Annotated in this window: 11 protein-coding genes and 1 pseudogene; 7 read left to right on the forward strand and 5 right to left on the reverse strand. The window is 40.2% G+C overall.

Annotation, left to right across the window (positions count from 1 at the left end):
• Positions 1 to 255 precede the first annotated feature (255 nt).
• Entirely contained in the window at positions 256 to 1,140 is an 885-nt protein-coding gene (locus AC1F2U_RS22280; RefSeq protein ID WP_480263050.1) for a ParA family protein, read from the forward strand.
• Between the two features lie 423 nt (positions 1,141 to 1,563).
• Positions 1,564 to 4,944 (forward strand): amino acid permease, encoded by a 3,381-nt coding sequence (locus tag AC1F2U_RS22285; RefSeq protein WP_480263051.1) that lies wholly within the window; start codon positions 1,564 to 1,566, stop codon positions 4,942 to 4,944.
• A 74-nt stretch (positions 4,945 to 5,018) separates the two neighbouring features.
• Here the strand turns inward: AC1F2U_RS22285 and AC1F2U_RS22290 are convergent, their stop codons facing one another.
• Positions 5,019 to 6,170, reverse strand: coding sequence for a histidine decarboxylase (locus tag AC1F2U_RS22290; RefSeq protein ID WP_480263052.1), 1,152 nt, complete (start codon positions 6,168 to 6,170; stop codon positions 5,019 to 5,021).
• Between the two features lie 809 nt (positions 6,171 to 6,979).
• Positions 6,980 to 9,862 carry an isoleucine--tRNA ligase gene (ileS, locus tag AC1F2U_RS22295; RefSeq protein ID WP_480263053.1) on the reverse strand — a complete coding sequence of 961 codons (2,883 nt, stop codon included), beginning with the start codon at positions 9,860 to 9,862 and terminating at the stop codon, positions 6,980 to 6,982.
• A gap of 694 nt (positions 9,863 to 10,556) precedes the next feature.
• On the opposite strand from ileS, the gene AC1F2U_RS22300 reads away from it, so the two are divergent.
• The 5 genes from AC1F2U_RS22300 (at position 10,557) to AC1F2U_RS22320 (ending at position 14,925) form a co-directional block, all read left to right on the forward strand.
• Positions 10,557 to 10,925, forward strand: a complete 369-nt coding sequence (locus AC1F2U_RS22300) for a Crp/Fnr family transcriptional regulator (protein ID WP_335178017.1) — start codon at positions 10,557 to 10,559, stop codon at positions 10,923 to 10,925.
• A 167-nt stretch (positions 10,926 to 11,092) separates the two neighbouring features.
• Complete coding sequence (locus tag AC1F2U_RS22305; protein ID WP_335178030.1) at positions 11,093 to 11,458, forward strand: Lin0512 family protein; 366 nt, start codon at positions 11,093 to 11,095, stop codon at positions 11,456 to 11,458.
• Between the two features lie 567 nt (positions 11,459 to 12,025).
• Positions 12,026 to 13,384, forward strand: a complete 1,359-nt coding sequence (locus tag AC1F2U_RS22310; protein WP_480263054.1) for an aromatic ring-hydroxylating dioxygenase subunit alpha — start codon at positions 12,026 to 12,028, stop codon at positions 13,382 to 13,384.
• Positions 13,385 to 13,649: 265 nt separating this feature from the next.
• Positions 13,650 to 13,988 (forward strand): hypothetical protein, encoded by a 339-nt coding sequence (locus AC1F2U_RS22315; protein WP_094347761.1) that lies wholly within the window; start codon positions 13,650 to 13,652, stop codon positions 13,986 to 13,988.
• A gap of 214 nt (positions 13,989 to 14,202) precedes the next feature.
• Positions 14,203 to 14,925, forward strand: a complete 723-nt coding sequence (locus AC1F2U_RS22320; protein ID WP_480263055.1) for a hypothetical protein — start codon at positions 14,203 to 14,205, stop codon at positions 14,923 to 14,925.
• A gap of 45 nt (positions 14,926 to 14,970) precedes the next feature.
• Here the strand turns inward: AC1F2U_RS22320 and AC1F2U_RS22325 are convergent, their stop codons facing one another.
• From AC1F2U_RS22325 to AC1F2U_RS22335, 3 genes and pseudogenes are all read right to left on the reverse strand, one after another.
• Positions 14,971 to 15,858, reverse strand: coding sequence for a hypothetical protein (locus AC1F2U_RS22325; protein WP_480263056.1), 888 nt, complete (start codon positions 15,856 to 15,858; stop codon positions 14,971 to 14,973).
• 48 nt (positions 15,859 to 15,906) lie between these two features.
• Positions 15,907 to 16,416 carry a hypothetical protein gene (locus tag AC1F2U_RS22330; protein WP_334837548.1) on the reverse strand — a complete coding sequence of 170 codons (510 nt, stop codon included), beginning with the start codon at positions 16,414 to 16,416 and terminating at the stop codon, positions 15,907 to 15,909.
• 246 nt (positions 16,417 to 16,662) lie between these two features.
• Positions 16,663 to 16,835, reverse strand: a pseudogene (locus tag AC1F2U_RS22335) (photosystem II q(b) protein); the annotation flags it as partial.

Below are 16,835 nucleotides of genomic sequence, written 5' to 3' on the forward strand. Positions count from 1 at the left end.
AGGCAAAGATTCAACTACATATTGCTGCCTCAATCGAGTCAACATCACTGAAATCACTCTTTTGAATTTCCAAAAATATTAAATTTAATGGAAGATTTAAGATATCAGCAGAGGTGTACGCTACCTAGTAGTCTGTCAAGTTTGATTTGATCGGTTCGTAGTTTGTGCTTTAGCGTTAACTAGAAAACAATCCGCATCCCTCAATTATTTCTTGACAGACTACAAGTGGGAATGCGTCAATAGAGGACTCAATCAATGGGATATGTAATTGCTACTGCCAATATGAAAGGTGGCGTTGGTAAAACCACCCTCACCGTCAACTTAGCTACCTGTTTAGCTAAAAATCATGGCAAGCGGGTGCTGGTTCTTGATTTAGACAGCCAAATTAGCGCCACACTCAGTTTGATGTCGCCTTTAGATTTTGCCAAGCTTCGTAAACAAAGTAAGACATTTAGGTATCTGATAGACGAAGTTATCAATCCAGACCCCCAAGCAAAATTTACAATTCAGAATATCATTCAATCCCAGGTTTGTAATCTTCCCGGACTAGATTTATTGCCGGGAGACATCGATTTATATGATGAATTTGTTGTTTCAGAAATGCTGCATCAGCAAGCAACTGCTTTGGGCGAACAGGACTTTGAAACGATTTGGAATCGCTTTGAAAGGGTTTTAATTAATAACATCTTAAAACCAGTACGTCAAGAATATGATTTTATCCTTCTCGATTGCGCCCCTGGTTATAATTTATTGACTCGTAGCGCTTTAGCTGCCAGTGATTTCTACATACTTCCTGCGAAACCAGAACCATTATCTGTAGTAGGTATTCAACTGCTAGAAAGACGGATTGCCCAATTAAAAGATAGTCACGGACATGAAACCAAGATAGATATAAAAATGTTGGGAATTGTATTTAGCATGTCCAGCGCTAACCTGCTCACTGGTAGATACTATAAACAAGTAATGCACCGCGTTGTAGAAGATTTTGGTGTCGAAAAAATTTGTAAGGTACAAATACCAGTTGATGTCAATGTTGCTAAGGCTGTTGATAGTTTTATGCCAGCTGTTTTAATTGCTTCCCAATCAGCAGGTTCAAAAGCTTTCTTGCAATTAACTCAGGAGTTGTTGCAAAAGCTATAGCTCTAGTTAATCATTGATAAACAACACAATTTCCGATTTATTAAATTAGAGAGATGAATGTAAAGACGTAGGAATGCTACGTCTTTACAAGCGTTTCAGGCAATGAATAATTTATTTTTGGAGATGTCTATGTCTATTAAATTAGGTAGCAAATCTGAACCTTTCAATTTTTATAAAGGTCGGAATAAAGAGAATTTATAATTACTCGATGATAAACAAGCTATGTGGAATCAATCTCAAATCCCCAATTTAAAATTCTCTATTCAAGAAAACTCTTTAGGCATGAGGTCAATCTAAAATCTAAAATCCCCAATTCAGTAACAAATAAGTTATCCTTTCTTAAAGTTCAGCAGTTATACGGAAGCTATAATTGGTGAGATTCAGCTATTGAGTGAAAAGGTCAGTAAATCTCACTAAGAAACAATGGTTAGTAACGATTCTGCACGGGCGGAGAACAATCAGCACTTGCTAATGCGCCTACCACGGACTCTAAGTTATCTCGAAACCTGGGGCTTCGGGTTAACTGGTCATGTTGGATGGATTGGTACCGCCCCTATCATTCATGCAGCGTTAGGGCCGAAAGCTATCTTAGTTTGGTTTTTTGGCACGATTATTTCCTTTTTGCTTAACTTGCAGGTACAAAGTCTAGGTAGGCATTGGTCAGATGTTGCTGGAGGAACACCAAACTATACCACAAGGCTATTAAAAAAGTTTCCTGGCTTAGGCCGTTACGTAGCATTAGGATACTTTTTTAGCTGGGCAGCAGCACCTGCACTGTATGCGATTATTCTCACCAACCTAATTAAAGTCAATTTTGAAACATTAGGTATTTCTTGTCCAGAAACTTTATTAAAAATTTTATTTACAGCGATTCCTTTTATTTTAGCGTTCAGTGGCACTCGTGCTTTGGCGCTCCTACATTTATTTTTTGTATTACCAGCAATTTTATTACTGTTATTATTTTGTGTTCAAGGAGTCTTATGGTTAGCCTTCTCATCTGCTAATTATAATTTTCTCCCAAATAGCACACATAGCCTGAGCTTTCAAGAATGGGCAAAATGGTTTTTTCTAGCTAGCTATTCAATTTATGCTTGTGAAACCACTTCTTCTTTTGTTGCTGATAGTCGCCACCCGTATAAAACTTTAAAGTTTTTAACCGTAGCTGCTTGGTTAATTCCTCCGGTCTTTCTAGGTGGTTCTTGGGTATTAATGTCTTCTACTCAAAATCCTACAATAAGTGATGCTTTCTTAAATCTAGTAGCGGCTTCTAAGCCTTTTTGGGGTGAATCTGCCTCTTTTCTAGTAACACTTCTGATTACTATATCTTGCCTTCTAAGTTCTGCTACAGCAGTTTCTAACTCTCCTCGGATATTATACCAACTTGCTTTAGATAGACAGCTTTCTCCTATATTTGCATTAGTTTCCCGTCAAGGTGTCCTTGTCCCTGCTATTTTAGTTACCTTTCTACTCAGTTTACTTTGTCTAAATTTGGGAAATGTATCTCAACTTGTCACAGTAGCAGGCACCTGTTATCTCATGTCCATTATGGGGCTACATCTGGGATTATGGATGTGTCGTGGCAAACCATACGTGTTATGGCCTTGGTGGTCACTTGGTTTTTTCTTGGTCGAAGCGGTAGTTCTAATAATGGGAGGTTTAGCTTGGAACTGGAGAGATTTCTTAGTGGGATTATTATTACCCATTATTTTGACAATTGGAGATTTAGTTCTAAGGCGATTAAGATTTGCGCCACTACACCCAAATTGGTGGACACAGCGTTACGATACTAAGTCTAGTAGAAATAATCCAGATTTTGTAGTATTGCAAGTGATTGTTTTAGTATCATTGATTTGTATTACTGCCACAATCAGTTGGGTTATTCGCGATTTTGTAGATAGACTTTCTAATCATCCTCAAAATTCTTTCCTAGCGATTTTATTAGTGACGCTTTCTTTTGCAGGGGTTGCGATCGCTTGTTGGACAACCTTACCACAAATCATTGCTATTGATGAAGCACGCAAACAAGCAAGAAACCTATTTATAACTACTCTCGATACTGTTCCAGATACTGTTTTAGTATTAGATGAAGACGGGACAATTTCTCAAACAAATGCTGCTGCTGAAGAGTTATTTCAAACAAGTATTCAGCAGTTGCTTGGGCAAAACTTGAATCAACTTTTAATATGCTATCGCGGCAAACCGGAGCAATGGTCTATTAGGAGCGAGCAAAGCTTGAAAGTTAACCAAGGTTTGCGAATTGTTGAATCAACGATTTCCCAGCCATTTAATTCTTTGCTACGGGAGTATATTGTTATTGTCCGTGACATCACTAAGCGGAAGCTAGCTGAAGAAGAATTAGTCCAGTATCGTTATCAGCTTGAGCAGTTGGTGCTAGAACGCACTATTGAACTTATTAGGGTTAATCAACAACTTGAACAAGACATTGTTAAACGTCAAGAAGCACAAGAACAATTACTGCACAATAGTCTTCATGATGGGCTAACCGGATTACCTAACCAACGATTATTTATGGAGCGGGTACAGCAGGCAATAGAACAGGCTAAACAGCAAAATAATTATTTATTTGCCGTACTCTTCTTAGACTTAGACCGCTTTAAAGTTGTTAATGACAGCCTTGGACATCTACTAGGAAATCAACTTTTGATTGCAATTTCTCATCGGCTCAAGTCAGTTCTGCGAGGCGGAGACATAGTAGCTCGTTTTGGCGGAGATGAGTTCACAATCTTAATTGAGGAAATTGAGGATATCAACACAGCGATACAGGTGGCTGAGCGAATTAAAAAGGTGCTAGCTTTGCCATTTCAATTAAATGAGCATCGGGTGTTTACTAATGTTAGTATTGGCATTGCTTTAAGTAGAGCAGATTATGAGCAAGCAGCACAGATTCTACGCGATGCTGATGTGGCAATGTATTGTGCCAAATCACTTGGTAAGGCACGTTATGAGGTTTTTGATCCAAAGATGCACGAGGGTGCAGCTTTGCTCTTAGAGTTAGAAACTGCTCTGCGAAATGCGCTGCTCAAACAAGAAGAATTTCGCCTTAATTACCAGCCAATTGTTTCACTGACAACTGGCAAAATTATTGGATTTGAGGCACTGATACGTTGGTATCATCCAGAACGAGGACTTATTTCCCCTCAAGATTTTATTCCCCTGGCTGAGGAAACTGGAATGATTGTTAGTATCGGGCAATGGGTGCTTTATGAAGCCTGTTACCAAATGCACAAATGGCATAAACAATTTCCTATCTCGCAACCTCTGACAATTAGCGTAAATTTTTCTGGTAGACAAATCACGCAACCTGATGTGTTTAAACAGGTTAAACATATTTTACAGCAAACTGGACTGAAGCCATGCTGTTTGAAATTGGAGATTACTGAAAGCTTGTTGTTGGATAATTTTGAATTAGCTACCACTGTGCTTTCCCAGTTAACAGCGCTGAATGTCGAGATGCACATGGATGATTTTGGGACTGGCTATTCATCTTTGAGTTATCTGCATCGCCTACCAATCAAAACCATTAAGATTGACCGTTCTTTTGTCACCAGCATAGGTAGTCAAGGAGAAAATTTAGAAATTATTCGAGCGATTGTAACATTAGCCCATAATTTAAATATGTCTGTAACAGCAGAAGGCATAGAAACTGTAGACCAATTAGTACAATTGAAGGCTTTACAATGTGATTATGGGCAAGGGTATTTTTTCTTACCACCTATGGAACGGGCAGAAGTAGAAATACTCCTTGCTGCTAACTTGTGCGGAAAAAACTTTTTAAAAAGATAAAATCTTGGGAGTAAATTTTTTTTAGAGAAACACCTTCTCAAACTGGGCGATCGACTTCACTTGACAATTTATTTTTAATGTAGCGCTGATTCTAGCTGAAAATTATCTACGTTATCAATTAACCCTTCTTCTAACAAAAGTTCGTTAACAAAAGTATCAATTTTGTGCAGCTCGATATTTTGCATGACTACAATGTGTACCCAATTTTCATAAATCGCTAACTGCCACTTTTTAATTAACTTTTGAGAAGGTTTTTGAAACACTACGGTATTGGAAAATTTATTGAGCATACATGGATATTCTCTGATTTTAAGTTGTTGGAAAAGATATTGGGCGTTATCTATACAAGTCTTTGCTTCTTTGGCTAACCCATCATAGCCTCTTGTTTTCATTGCATACCAGAGAATCAGAGGGGTATGACCGTTTCTAGAACCCAGAATGGTTGTATCTGATGAACCAATATATTCAATTGCTGTTTCAACTTTTTCTACCCATTTTTTCTTGGTTAAAACTACACCGCAAGGCAAGGGTGAACCAATGAATTTAGCAGAAATAGCTATACTATCTATGGGTTTTTGAAAGTTAACTTGTGGAGCGCCATCTAGAAAGGGTAATATTAATCCTGAAAGGGCGGCATCACAATGAATGTAGTAATCTTTAATCTGATTGCGCTCTAAGATTTCGAGAACTTTATCTAAGTTATCAATTGCGCCTTTGACAGTAGTTCCAATATTCAAATTTACGATCGCAGGATAATTACGATTTTCGCTAATGAGTTTTTCAAAATGCTCATAATTCATCTCTCCATTAATTTGTGAGTTAACAATGTTGTGTTGGATGCGGAATAATTTTGCCGCTTTTGGTATGGAGTAATGAGAATCTTGTGATGAGTAAAGAATGCCATCAGTGTAGATTTCTCTTGCTAAGAATATTCCATATAAATTACCTTCAGTTCCGCCAGCAGTAACATAACCCCAAAACTGATCTTCTGGAATTTTATAGAGTTGGGCAAAAAAAGATAATACTTCTTGCTCAAACTTACGAGAATGGAGACCAAAATCTGGTTCAATATATGGATCTCCAGCATTATTTAACAAAAGATTGAAAAATTTAGCGATCGCACTGTAATCACAACTTAAATTATATGGATAGCCTGCATGAAGCTGCGATCGCTGTTCTATTTGCAGCAGAAAATCAGCCAAATCTTGAGCAATTTTATTTGACATATCTCTCTATCTCTTAAATTTTGATTGAGTTAATGGATGTTTTAAACGAGATTACACGTATTAATCCATACCTTTATTTTTTCTTAATAATAACCCGATTCAACTCTTTAATAAAGATAATACAGTGAAAATACTGATAAATGTTCAGTAATAATACCCAATTTTTTGCTACCAAAGTATATTACACTTGGAACTTCTGCATAATACGAAATAATCTGAATGCGTATTACATAAAAAATTTTTTCAGTCGCTGACTGTAATCTGATTTAATTACATATTTAACTTTGTGCCAGTTGCGTAATTTCTGGGAATGACTAGTACCGCAAGGCGGAATTCAAAATTCAAAATGAATACAGCGTAAGCATTTTATTGATGTTGAATGGGTGGTTTATTTACACCGTGTTGTACTAGGCTATCAAGCGAAGTCCGCTTATGCGGACTTCATCATGTTAAAAAGAAATTTCCAGAAATTAAATATCGGTTATACAGAACCCTAATAGAGACTTAGCACTGCTCGTTTCTATATTCTTGCAGTTTTCCAGTAGATGAGGTACAAAATGCAGGACTCACGCATTAAACATCAAGAATTTCTACTTCCTTGTTTCTGTCTTTTGCCTCAAATCCTGTCGTTTTGTACTTCATGTAAAACAAAACTGCTGTCAGTGCATTTAGCCATTTGTAGGTTAGTAGACCTCTTCTTGCATAAATCAAAAATAAAGAACCCCAACCCGCTTGTGGGGTGGGGTGTTAAGGACTTTTGCAATAAGTCTAGTGATTTGTAGTTTGCTAGCGCCGTGAAATTTTTGCTTTTAAAACTTTCCAGCTAAGGCTGCAACACACCGTTCGCAAATTAAGGGGTGTTCTGCTGATTCTCCCACATGAATAGAGTAGTTCCAACAGCGATCGCACTTTTGCCCATCTGCTTTTACTACACCAATTACCCAGTCTTCTGTCTGCGCTGTATATTCTAATCCTTGCAATCCTTCAGCAGAATCTAATAATTCCACTTGGGAAGTCAGCAATAAATACCGCAGTTCGTCGATACCGTTACCCTTAACCGGGTTAAAGGCTTTGATAGCATCACCTAATTGTTTGTGAGGTATATGAATCAAAGCTTTCGCTTCCAGGGAAGAACCAATGAGTTTTTCAATCCTGGCTTGTTCCAACACCTTATTAACATCGGTGCGGAGTTGTCGCAGTGCTGACCAAAATTCTGCTAACTCTGGATTACGCCATTTTTCCTCAACCTGCACCCAACCGGCTTCAAACACCGATTTGTAAGGTGTTTTGTAAGGGAGATATTGCCAGATATCTTCGGCAGTGTGAGATAACACTGGTGCGATCGCTCGTGCTAAATTATCTATTGCTATCTTCAGCACCGTTTGACAACTGCGACGGCGGAAAGCATCTTTTGCACTGATGTACAACCTATCTTTGGCCACATCTAAATAAAAGTTGGATAAATCCACCACGCAGAAATTCTGCACTGTTTGGAAAAAGCGGAAGAATTGGAAACTTTCAAAGGCTTCCGTTACTTCCTCAAATACCTCAGTGATGCGGTGCAGCATATAACGGTCAAGTTCTGGCAATTCTTCAAAGGGAACTGCATCTTTTTCTGGGTCAAAATCATCCAAGCTACCCAACAAAAACCGCGCTGTATTGCGAATCTTACCCCTAACATCATTCATTTGCTTGATGATGTTTTTGCCAATGCGGACATCGCCGGAGTAGTCAACCGATGATACCCACAATCGCAATACATCTGCACCGTAAGGCGGTTCTACTTTTTGATTTTTTCCGCCTTCAATAATTGTATTTGGATCGACCACATTTCCTTCTGACTTACTCATCTTTCGCCCTTGTTCGTCTAAAGCGAAGCCGTGAGTTAGTACAGTTTTGTAAGGCGCAATGTCATTTACCGCTACACTGGTGAGCAAGCTGGATTGAAACCAACCGCGATGTTGGTCGGAACCTTCCAAATATATATCAGCAGGGTAGCGTAGCTCTGGACGCTGTTGAACGACAGCCGCCCAAGATGAGCCAGAATCAAACCATACATCCATTGTGTCTGTACCCTTGCGGTAAGACTTGCCATTTTGGCGATAGGATTCGGGTAATAACTCCTCAACTGATAATTCCCACCAAGCATCAGAACCTTTTTCGGCAATAATTCCTTGGACGTAGTTGATAATTTCTTCGTTCAGTAGTGGTTCTCCCGTGGCTTCGTCGTAGAAAACGGGAATGGGTACACCCCAAGCGCGTTGACGAGAGATACACCAATCGGAACGTTCCGCTACCATTGGCGTGATGCGATTTTCACCTTGGGCTGGAATCCATTTTACCGTGGCGATCGCCTTTAATGCTTCTTCTCTAAATCCTTCCACGGAAGCAAACCATTGTTCAGTAGCGCGGAAAATCGTTGGTTTCTTCGTCCGCCAATCATAAGGATACTTATGGGGATATGGTTCTTCTTTCAACAAGGAACCAGCCGCCGCCATTGCATCAATCACCGCCTGGTTCCCATCACCCAGCACATTCAACCCAGCAAATTGTCCCGCTTCTTCGGTAAAATTGCCGTTGTCATCCACTGGTGCAAGGATGGGTAAACCGTAGCGCTGACCTACAATGTAGTCTTCTTGACCATGACCGGGAGCAGTATGTACTAACCCCGTACCCGATTCAGTAGTGATGTAATCACCACCGACAACAATCGGACTTTCGCGGTCATATAGAGGATGGCGGTAAGTAGTATGTTCTAAATCATTCCCCTTAAACGTAGCTTTTACAGTTAACTCAACTCCCAAGGTTGAAGATAAACGTTCTACTAAATCAGCAGCAACGATGAGATATTTAAAATTACTCTGTGCTTTTGCTTCTGAAGGTGAAACTTCCACCACTGCATAATTTAAATCTGCATTCACCGCCACAGCCAAATTCCCCGGAATTGTCCAAGGTGTAGTTGTCCAAATAGCCACACCCAAATCTGACAAATATTCTGCCAACAGTGGTTTTACAGCTGACGCCAAACTTGTGATTGCAAAAGCTGCATAGATACTCCGGGAAACGTGACCTTCTGGATATTCCAACTCAGCTTCAGCCAAAGCAGTTTTAGAACTAGGACTCCAGTGAACAGGCTTCAAACCGCGATAGATGTAGCCTTTTAAGAACATCTGACCAAACACGCCAATTTGAGCCGCTTCATATTCCGGCTTCAAAGTTAGATAAGGATGTTCCCAATCACCCCAAATACCGTAGCGTTTAAAATTATTGCGCTGGTCGTTTACCGTCGCTAGACCAAATTCTTTCGCTTTTTGCCGCAGTTGTAAAGGCGTTAAATTTTGCCGTTCTGCTGACTTCATGTTCTGCAAAACTTTTAACTCAATTGGCAATCCGTGACAATCCCAACCAGGGACGTAGCGAACTTTCCGCCCTTGTAACATTTGGTAGCGGTTAATAATATCTTTGAGAATTTTATTTAAGGCATGACCAATATGGAGTGAGCCATTAGCGTAGGGAGGCCCATCGTGCAGTATAAATAATTCGCCGGGGTTACTTTCAAAGAGGCGATCGTAAATTTTATTTTCTTCCCAAAATTTTTGGATTTCAGGCTCACGCTTGATGGCGTTTGCCCGCATATCAAAATTAGTCTTGGGTAGGTTTACAGTATCTTTGTAACTTCCTGATTCGGTCACAGTCTCATGCCTAGAATTAGGTGTGCAGGTTTTATTAATTATAGAAGATAGCCTGAAAACCAAAATTCACTATTTTAACCTGAGTTTGATAAGTATTATTTGACCTTCGCCCCAGCCCGTCTCCCAACTTTGCTACGGTGACACACAAGTTAAATTACCCCCCTTAATCCCCCCTTATAAAGCTACGGTGTACACACAAGTCTTCTAGAGTTGCGCCACAGGCTTTTGATCCCCCCAACCCCCCTTAAAAAGGGGGGCAAAAAGCTCTCAAAGTCCCCCTTTTTAAGGGGGATTTAGGGGGATCTAGGACGATTTTGGTTTTCTAGAAAGATGTGTGTACACCGTAGCCTTATAAAGGGGAGAAACAAGAAATTTAGTTCCCTCCCCTTTATAAGGGGAGGGTTAGGGTGGGGTAAAACCTTGGTTAATCTGCTATTTCAGACTTGTGTGTACACTGTAGGCTTCGGAGAGGAGAGCAAAAAGCTGAATTTCGTTCCTGTCTCTCCCTCTCAGACGAGCGAGAGGGACGATTTTGCGTAGTAAAACCAGGGAGAGGTATCTAGGCGATTAAGAGACTAATCAGGAATTTTGCGGAGATTGAGAGTTTATCAGCAGAAAGTAGTATACTTTTTTGGGTTCGCCTAAAGCTATCAAAAGATTTCGTTCAAAAACAAAGAATTTCGGGGTTGCTCTAATGTTAAGTCCTGTTGTAACAGTCGGTATATTTCAAAAACAACCCGATCCTAAAGCATTTTCAGCAGGCCAAGTCATCTTTGAAGAAGGACAGTCTGGTGATGAAATGTATGGCATTCTCGAAGGAGAAGTAAATATATTGGTCAATGGCAAGGTTGTAGAAACCATTGAAACGGGTGGAGTTTTTGGTGCTGGGGTACTTGTGGGAGTAAAAAGTAGAACTTACACAGCTATTGCTAAGGTGGATAGCAAACTGGTTTTCCTTGATGAGAAAGGCTTTCTGTTTGCCGTTCAGGAAACTCCTATGTTTGCCATAGAGGTTATGAGAAGTTATTCAGACCGTCTAAGTCGCTTGCAGCGTCTACTGTGAAAGTAGGCAGCAGACAGGAGGTAAGAGGGCGCGAGTATATCTGGCTCTCATTGCAGGACTCTGTGGAAAGGGTCTTGTAGAGAAGGGATGCAGTATTCGTTTTGGCTCTTGCCCCCCAGAATAGCTGCTTTTCTTGGTGAAAGGTGCAAAATTTACCGGAGTTAGCAATGGTCCGTAAACGCTTGATTATCGAAATGGGGATGGGAATCGATCAACACGGACAAGAACCAACTGTAGCAGCATCTAGGGCAGTACGAAATGCGATCGCTCACAATGCCTTACCTGGTGTTTGGGAAGTTGCAGGTTTGAGTCACCCCAATCAAATGATTATAGAAGTTCAGGTAGCAGTGCCATATCCAGAACAAGTTAGAGAAGAAGAAGTACTCGCTGTATTACCATTTGGGCGAAAAACCCTCACCGTAGAATCTGGGGGGATGATAGTTCAAGGGCGGGCGATTCCCGAACTCAATGATAAAAATGACGAAATGTTGATTGCGATCGCTGCTGTTACAGTTCTAATCGAAGATGAGTAGCTGAGGTAATTATTCTATAAACAAATCACTAAGTTATCAAGTTATTCGATCGCCGACTTCATTTGTGCAGGCGCGATTTTCAATAGTTAAGTATATTTATCGATTACTTTATCAAAAAGCCTCATTTCTTTATAAAAACACCCGTTTACTTTCTCACAATACTTAAATGCTTTCTCAAAATGAGGTTTGACTTACTCAAAAGCTGTGTTTGCTTACTCATTTTGGTGTTTTCCGCAAGCAAAATGACCTTTGACTTACTCAAAAGCTGTGTTTGCTTACTCATTTTGGTGTTTTCCGCAAGTAAAATGACCTTTGACTTACTCAAACCCCAGTTTGCTTACTCATTTTGGTGTTTTCCGCAAGCAAAATGACCTTTGGCTTATTCAAACCCCAGTTTGCTTACTAATTTCAGTATTTTCCGCAAGCAAAATGACCTTTGACTTCCTCAAAATGCTTAAATGCTTTCTCATGGTTAATCTTTGAAGTTTCACTCTAGAAATGTTCTATCTATAGGACTAAAGATTTGCAAATCCAAAAGTCTAAAATAATAGAAACCTGGAGATAAATATGTCATTAGAAACAGAAACACTACAGGCGATACCGTCAACTTCTACCTTTGAGAAATTAGAGGAAAAGCAAGAATTTAACTGGAGGCAATGCTGGTATCCCGTCACCTTCGTCAAAGACTTACCTGCTAACCGCCCTCATAGCTTTTCCTTGTACGATGAACCTTTGGTTTTGTTCAAAGACAAAGATGGACAATTGATTTGTTTAGCCGATCGTTGTCCTCACCGTACAGCGAAACTTTCTGAAGGACAAATTATTGACGGCAAAATTGAATGCTTGTATCACGGCTGGCAGTTTGGCAGTGATGGTGAATGTCTGCACATTCCCCAATTACCAACAGATGCAAAAATTCCAGCCAATGCTTGCGTGCCATCTTTTAAAGTTGTGGAACGCCAAGGCATGATTTGGGTATGGGCTGGCGAAAAAGAAACTGCTGTTGATGAAAGTATTCCAATTTTGCCAGATTTAGATAAATCAGGATTTGTGTGTGCAGACTTTATATTGGATCTGCCTTATGACCAAACATATCTAGTAGAAAACGTCATCGATCCTGCTCATGTTGCTATTAGCCATAATGGCACTAGAGGTGGTGGTAATCGTAAAAATGCCCAACCGCTAGAAATGGAAGTGCTAGAGAATTCAGTTCAGGGAGTTAAAGGTAGGTGGCGGGGAGCTAACAAATCAAATGAAGCCTGGAAGTATATTGATTTTGTTGCTCCAAGTCTTGTACTGAACACTGCTTATATTGAAAAAAAAGATTGGACATTTGGATTAGCTTTATATTCAATTCCTTTAGGTAAAGGGCGATGCCGTCTTTTAGCTAGAGGTTATCGTAATTTCATGACTTGGGGAGTCAAGCTGAGGCCGCGCTGGCTCGATCACTTGAATACGAACAAAATATTGGAGCAGGATTTGCCTCTGATTGCGGGACAACAGGCAGAAATTGAGCGCTTGGGAAGAAGTCTCAAAGAATTATATTTGCCGCTGAAAACATCTGACACATTAGTGATTGAGTACCGCAAGTGGCTAGATAAATTTGGGTCATCTTTGCCTTTTTATCAAGGCTATTCTACATTTAAAAATATTGAGAATGAAGAGTTGAATTCAAAGCCGATTTTGCTAGATAGATTCACGCGACACACACTTATTTGTAGTTCTTGCAATCGAGCTTATCAGGTGACAAATAGAGTCAAACAAGGTTGTATCGGAGTAGCGATCGCTCTAGCTGCTGTAGCAATACTTGCAGATGATTTTAGAATTAAAATCGCAGCAATATCGGTTGCTATAGTAGCAATTGTCATCTCTGTTATGGCTCATACACTCAAAACTCACTTTGAGCATTCCTACACTCGTCACTAAAATAGATACTGGGAACAGTTCGTAGTAAGCACTTTAGTCCTTATTTTTTAAGCACTAAAGTGCTTACTACAAACTTTTATTACTAGCTTAGACATTGTACTGATAGATATGTGGTAAATTTGCTCACCTTAAACGATTTGCTCAAACCCCTTGTGTGGTTAAGTCACGATCGAGTTAGTGCCTCTGCGCTAAAGTAAAAATATTGGGGTAAAAATCTCTGGCAGTAAATTCAACTGAATCACTAATCTTTACCACTGCGGCGATCATGTCTCAAGAGCATAACGAATCACTCCAAATTCAAGAAATCACCAAACTCAAACCGAAACACTTTGCTGATTTAGTCAGATCGGCACAATTGGTTTTCGACCCCACAGCCGGAGTTTCGGGAAGACATATAACAGTTGACTGGGAACAATTTGGAATTCCCCGTGATGTAGCGGACAATCTTAAATCACTTGGTCAGCATTATCAGTATGCATCTCCTCACATCCCGGTTGAAGACATTTGGAGTAAATTAACTCCAGAAACTCGTATTTGGTTCGTTGAAAATAAAGATCGGTTGTGGCAGCTTGAAGAAGCTTTCCCAGCCCTTGACGAAGATTAAACGGCTGAACCATTGAAAGCAATACAAATTATTTCTAGGAGTACAGCATTGCTTAATGTGTCAACTTAGGCAATAAACCATAAGATGTAATCTAAGAACAACTTGATTGATGTTCTTAGATATACATCATAGCTAGAAACTCTCCCGAAGCAGAGATCCATAAAGTATTGTAGATATCGTTAGTCTGCAATCCCTGGCTCTGGATTTTGAAAAAATGTTACGACTTTATCATTTATTACTAGGTTCTATTTTGCTGGTGTCAATACCGGTGGGAGCCAAATTTTTTCTACCCCAATTTTCTTCACCCAAAGTAGTAAAACCTCCTACTGTTGCCGAACTTCCCAACTCTAATCAAGGAAATATCTGGCAGAAAATTCTGGGAAGTGCTGCTGCTCCAACTAACTGGCAAATTTATCCCTGTGAAGGAAATGCACCCCTGTTGTGTGTCTCCTCCAAAGGAAAACGTTTGGGTACAGTTGAGATTAACATTTACCCACTAGCAAACAATGAGGATTTCCGAAAGAAACTCTTAGCATCTGGTATTCCAACTGCTTCTTTAGTAGACTACCAAAGTCCCAAATACCAAACCCAATTATTACCAGTACTTAAGACTTGGGTTGTAGACCACTACGCTGCGTTAGCCAAAGATCGCCAGGGTGAATATGGAAAAGAGATTATTTTCTCAGCCTACCCACCGCAACCAGTACCGATTGGTAAGCTTCAGGGAATCCGTTATGGGTTCGCCGGACTTAAGCGACAAGGTGGAGTACAAGAGCAACATATCGGTCATGTTGCCTTTGATGGTACTAAACTTTACGTAATGACTACTGCATTTGACACAGGTACGCAAACAGGTAAGTTTGATAAACTAGAAAACTTGGCTATTTTTCAACCTTACTTGTATGCGATCGCAGCAGATTTGCATTTACCCCAATAGGAATTGGAGATTGGGAAATCTTCCCAGTCCCCACTTCCTATCAACCTAAATCTCAGCCACCGCGCGTTCAATCAAGCGATGTGCTAAAGTTTGCGTGCCAGTATGCTCATAATAATTTGTTGCTACATCCAGGAATGCTGCGAGGTAGTCCAACTTGTCATCGGCAATATCGGTAAAACTTTGCAAGTTGTGGACAACCTTTTGCGGTGTTAAATTATTGGCGCTAACTAACCCATTCATCCAACCTTTCACAGAGTCAAAGCTTTCGCCGATAAAGTTAAGTTTACTGCCAGCATTGTTCCCTGGAATCACATCTTTGATGTTTTGGAAAGTCGAGTTTTGTTCTAACTCCTGTGGATTTGTTTGATTCAACCCAGATATCGCTTTGCTGATAAAATCTGGGCCCAAAGGTATCAAACCATCAACGCAAACTAATGCCACCATGCGGATCAGTGACTCACCACTATACTCTCCTAAAGAGGCGACAAAATCCCCAATACTATCTCCCGGAATGCCGTTAATTTGACAGAAGGCTACCAATTCAGCCACTAACTTTAATGTCAAATCAATGGTTTGGGCTTTATCTGGTTTGGGAGTGACAGAGTTTAAAAAACCCAACAGAGGAATTTTTTCGCCGACTTTGTTAGCTAAAGCTGCTGCACCAAGCGCTTTATCTGTATTATCAACAGTTTGATATAACCACAAGGCTGTTTGGTATCCTTGGGATTTGTCATTGAATAGATAAATCGCTCGTTCGCCAATTTGCTGAATTAAATCTTCGTCGTCTTCGCCAGTAACTTTCTTGATAGTGTTGACAAAGCCGACGGTATTTTGCCACTCTCCAGGAGCAACAAAATCTAGGGACTTCAACATAGAAACAGTCAAGCCGCCAGTTGGCAATTGATCGACCAACTCAACAATCGATTTGCTCACAAAAATCTCCTTATTTAGGTTTTATTATTTGAATGTTACTAGTGCAAATCATTTCAGGTTAGCCAAACCATTAAGATTAAACTTCTCTAGCCAATCTTCGCGATCGCTACCTGTAAATGATGAATCGCGAGAAAGTGCTTTTACTTGGTACTTACCTACCAAAATTGCAGTTTGCGTTTTACCAACTTCTATTGCGGGATAACCGCCAATTTTTTTAGTGCTTTTCGAGAACTTTGCTGCTGCATTGGGTGTGCTAGTGGTATCAGAAATAGACAGCACCGCTATATCTTTACCGCCTTTTTTCAACTTCGCTTCCGCAAAGCCTTTTTTCTCTTGGGTATAGACGCGTTGGTAGCCATCACCAGCTTTTGGGAAAAATTTATTAAATTCGCTACCTTGAGTTGCGGTTTTAGCTACCGCAAGACCCTTTTTCTGTTGAGTGCTTTCTTTTTGCGCCTGGTCAAAACGTCCAGGTGTTTTTGGACTACAGGCTGTTGTCAGTAGTACCACTGACAGCAGCAAAGCGGCTACTACCCTACGTCCACGGTGTAAAATCATTCTTGGCTTTTCCTTATAGTTGAGCTTTCAGGCAATTATCTGCGCTGCTAGCAATTATTACCCGTAAAATTTACTTTTTGATAATTATTTCCTAACTTCTCAACTATAAGGATCATTTTTACACTTCAAAAAAATGTCAAGTGTCATGCTTAACGGATTAATTAACCCAATGGAAAAACGCCCCCCCTTTCGGGAGAGCGTCTTTCGTTTACAGATAAGCGTGGGGAGCGTATCTCAGATTATTGATTAACCGTTGATAGCAGGAGCGGTAAGAGCTACAGGAGCAGAATCGCCAGCAGCCAAATCGAGAGGGAAGTTGTGAGCGTTACGCTCGTGCATTACTTCCATACCCAGGTTAGCGCGGTTGATTACATCCGCCCAAGTTGCAATCACACGACCTTCAGAGTCAATGATTGATT

It is taken from the genome of Nostoc sp. LEGE 12454, assembly GCF_056620565.1.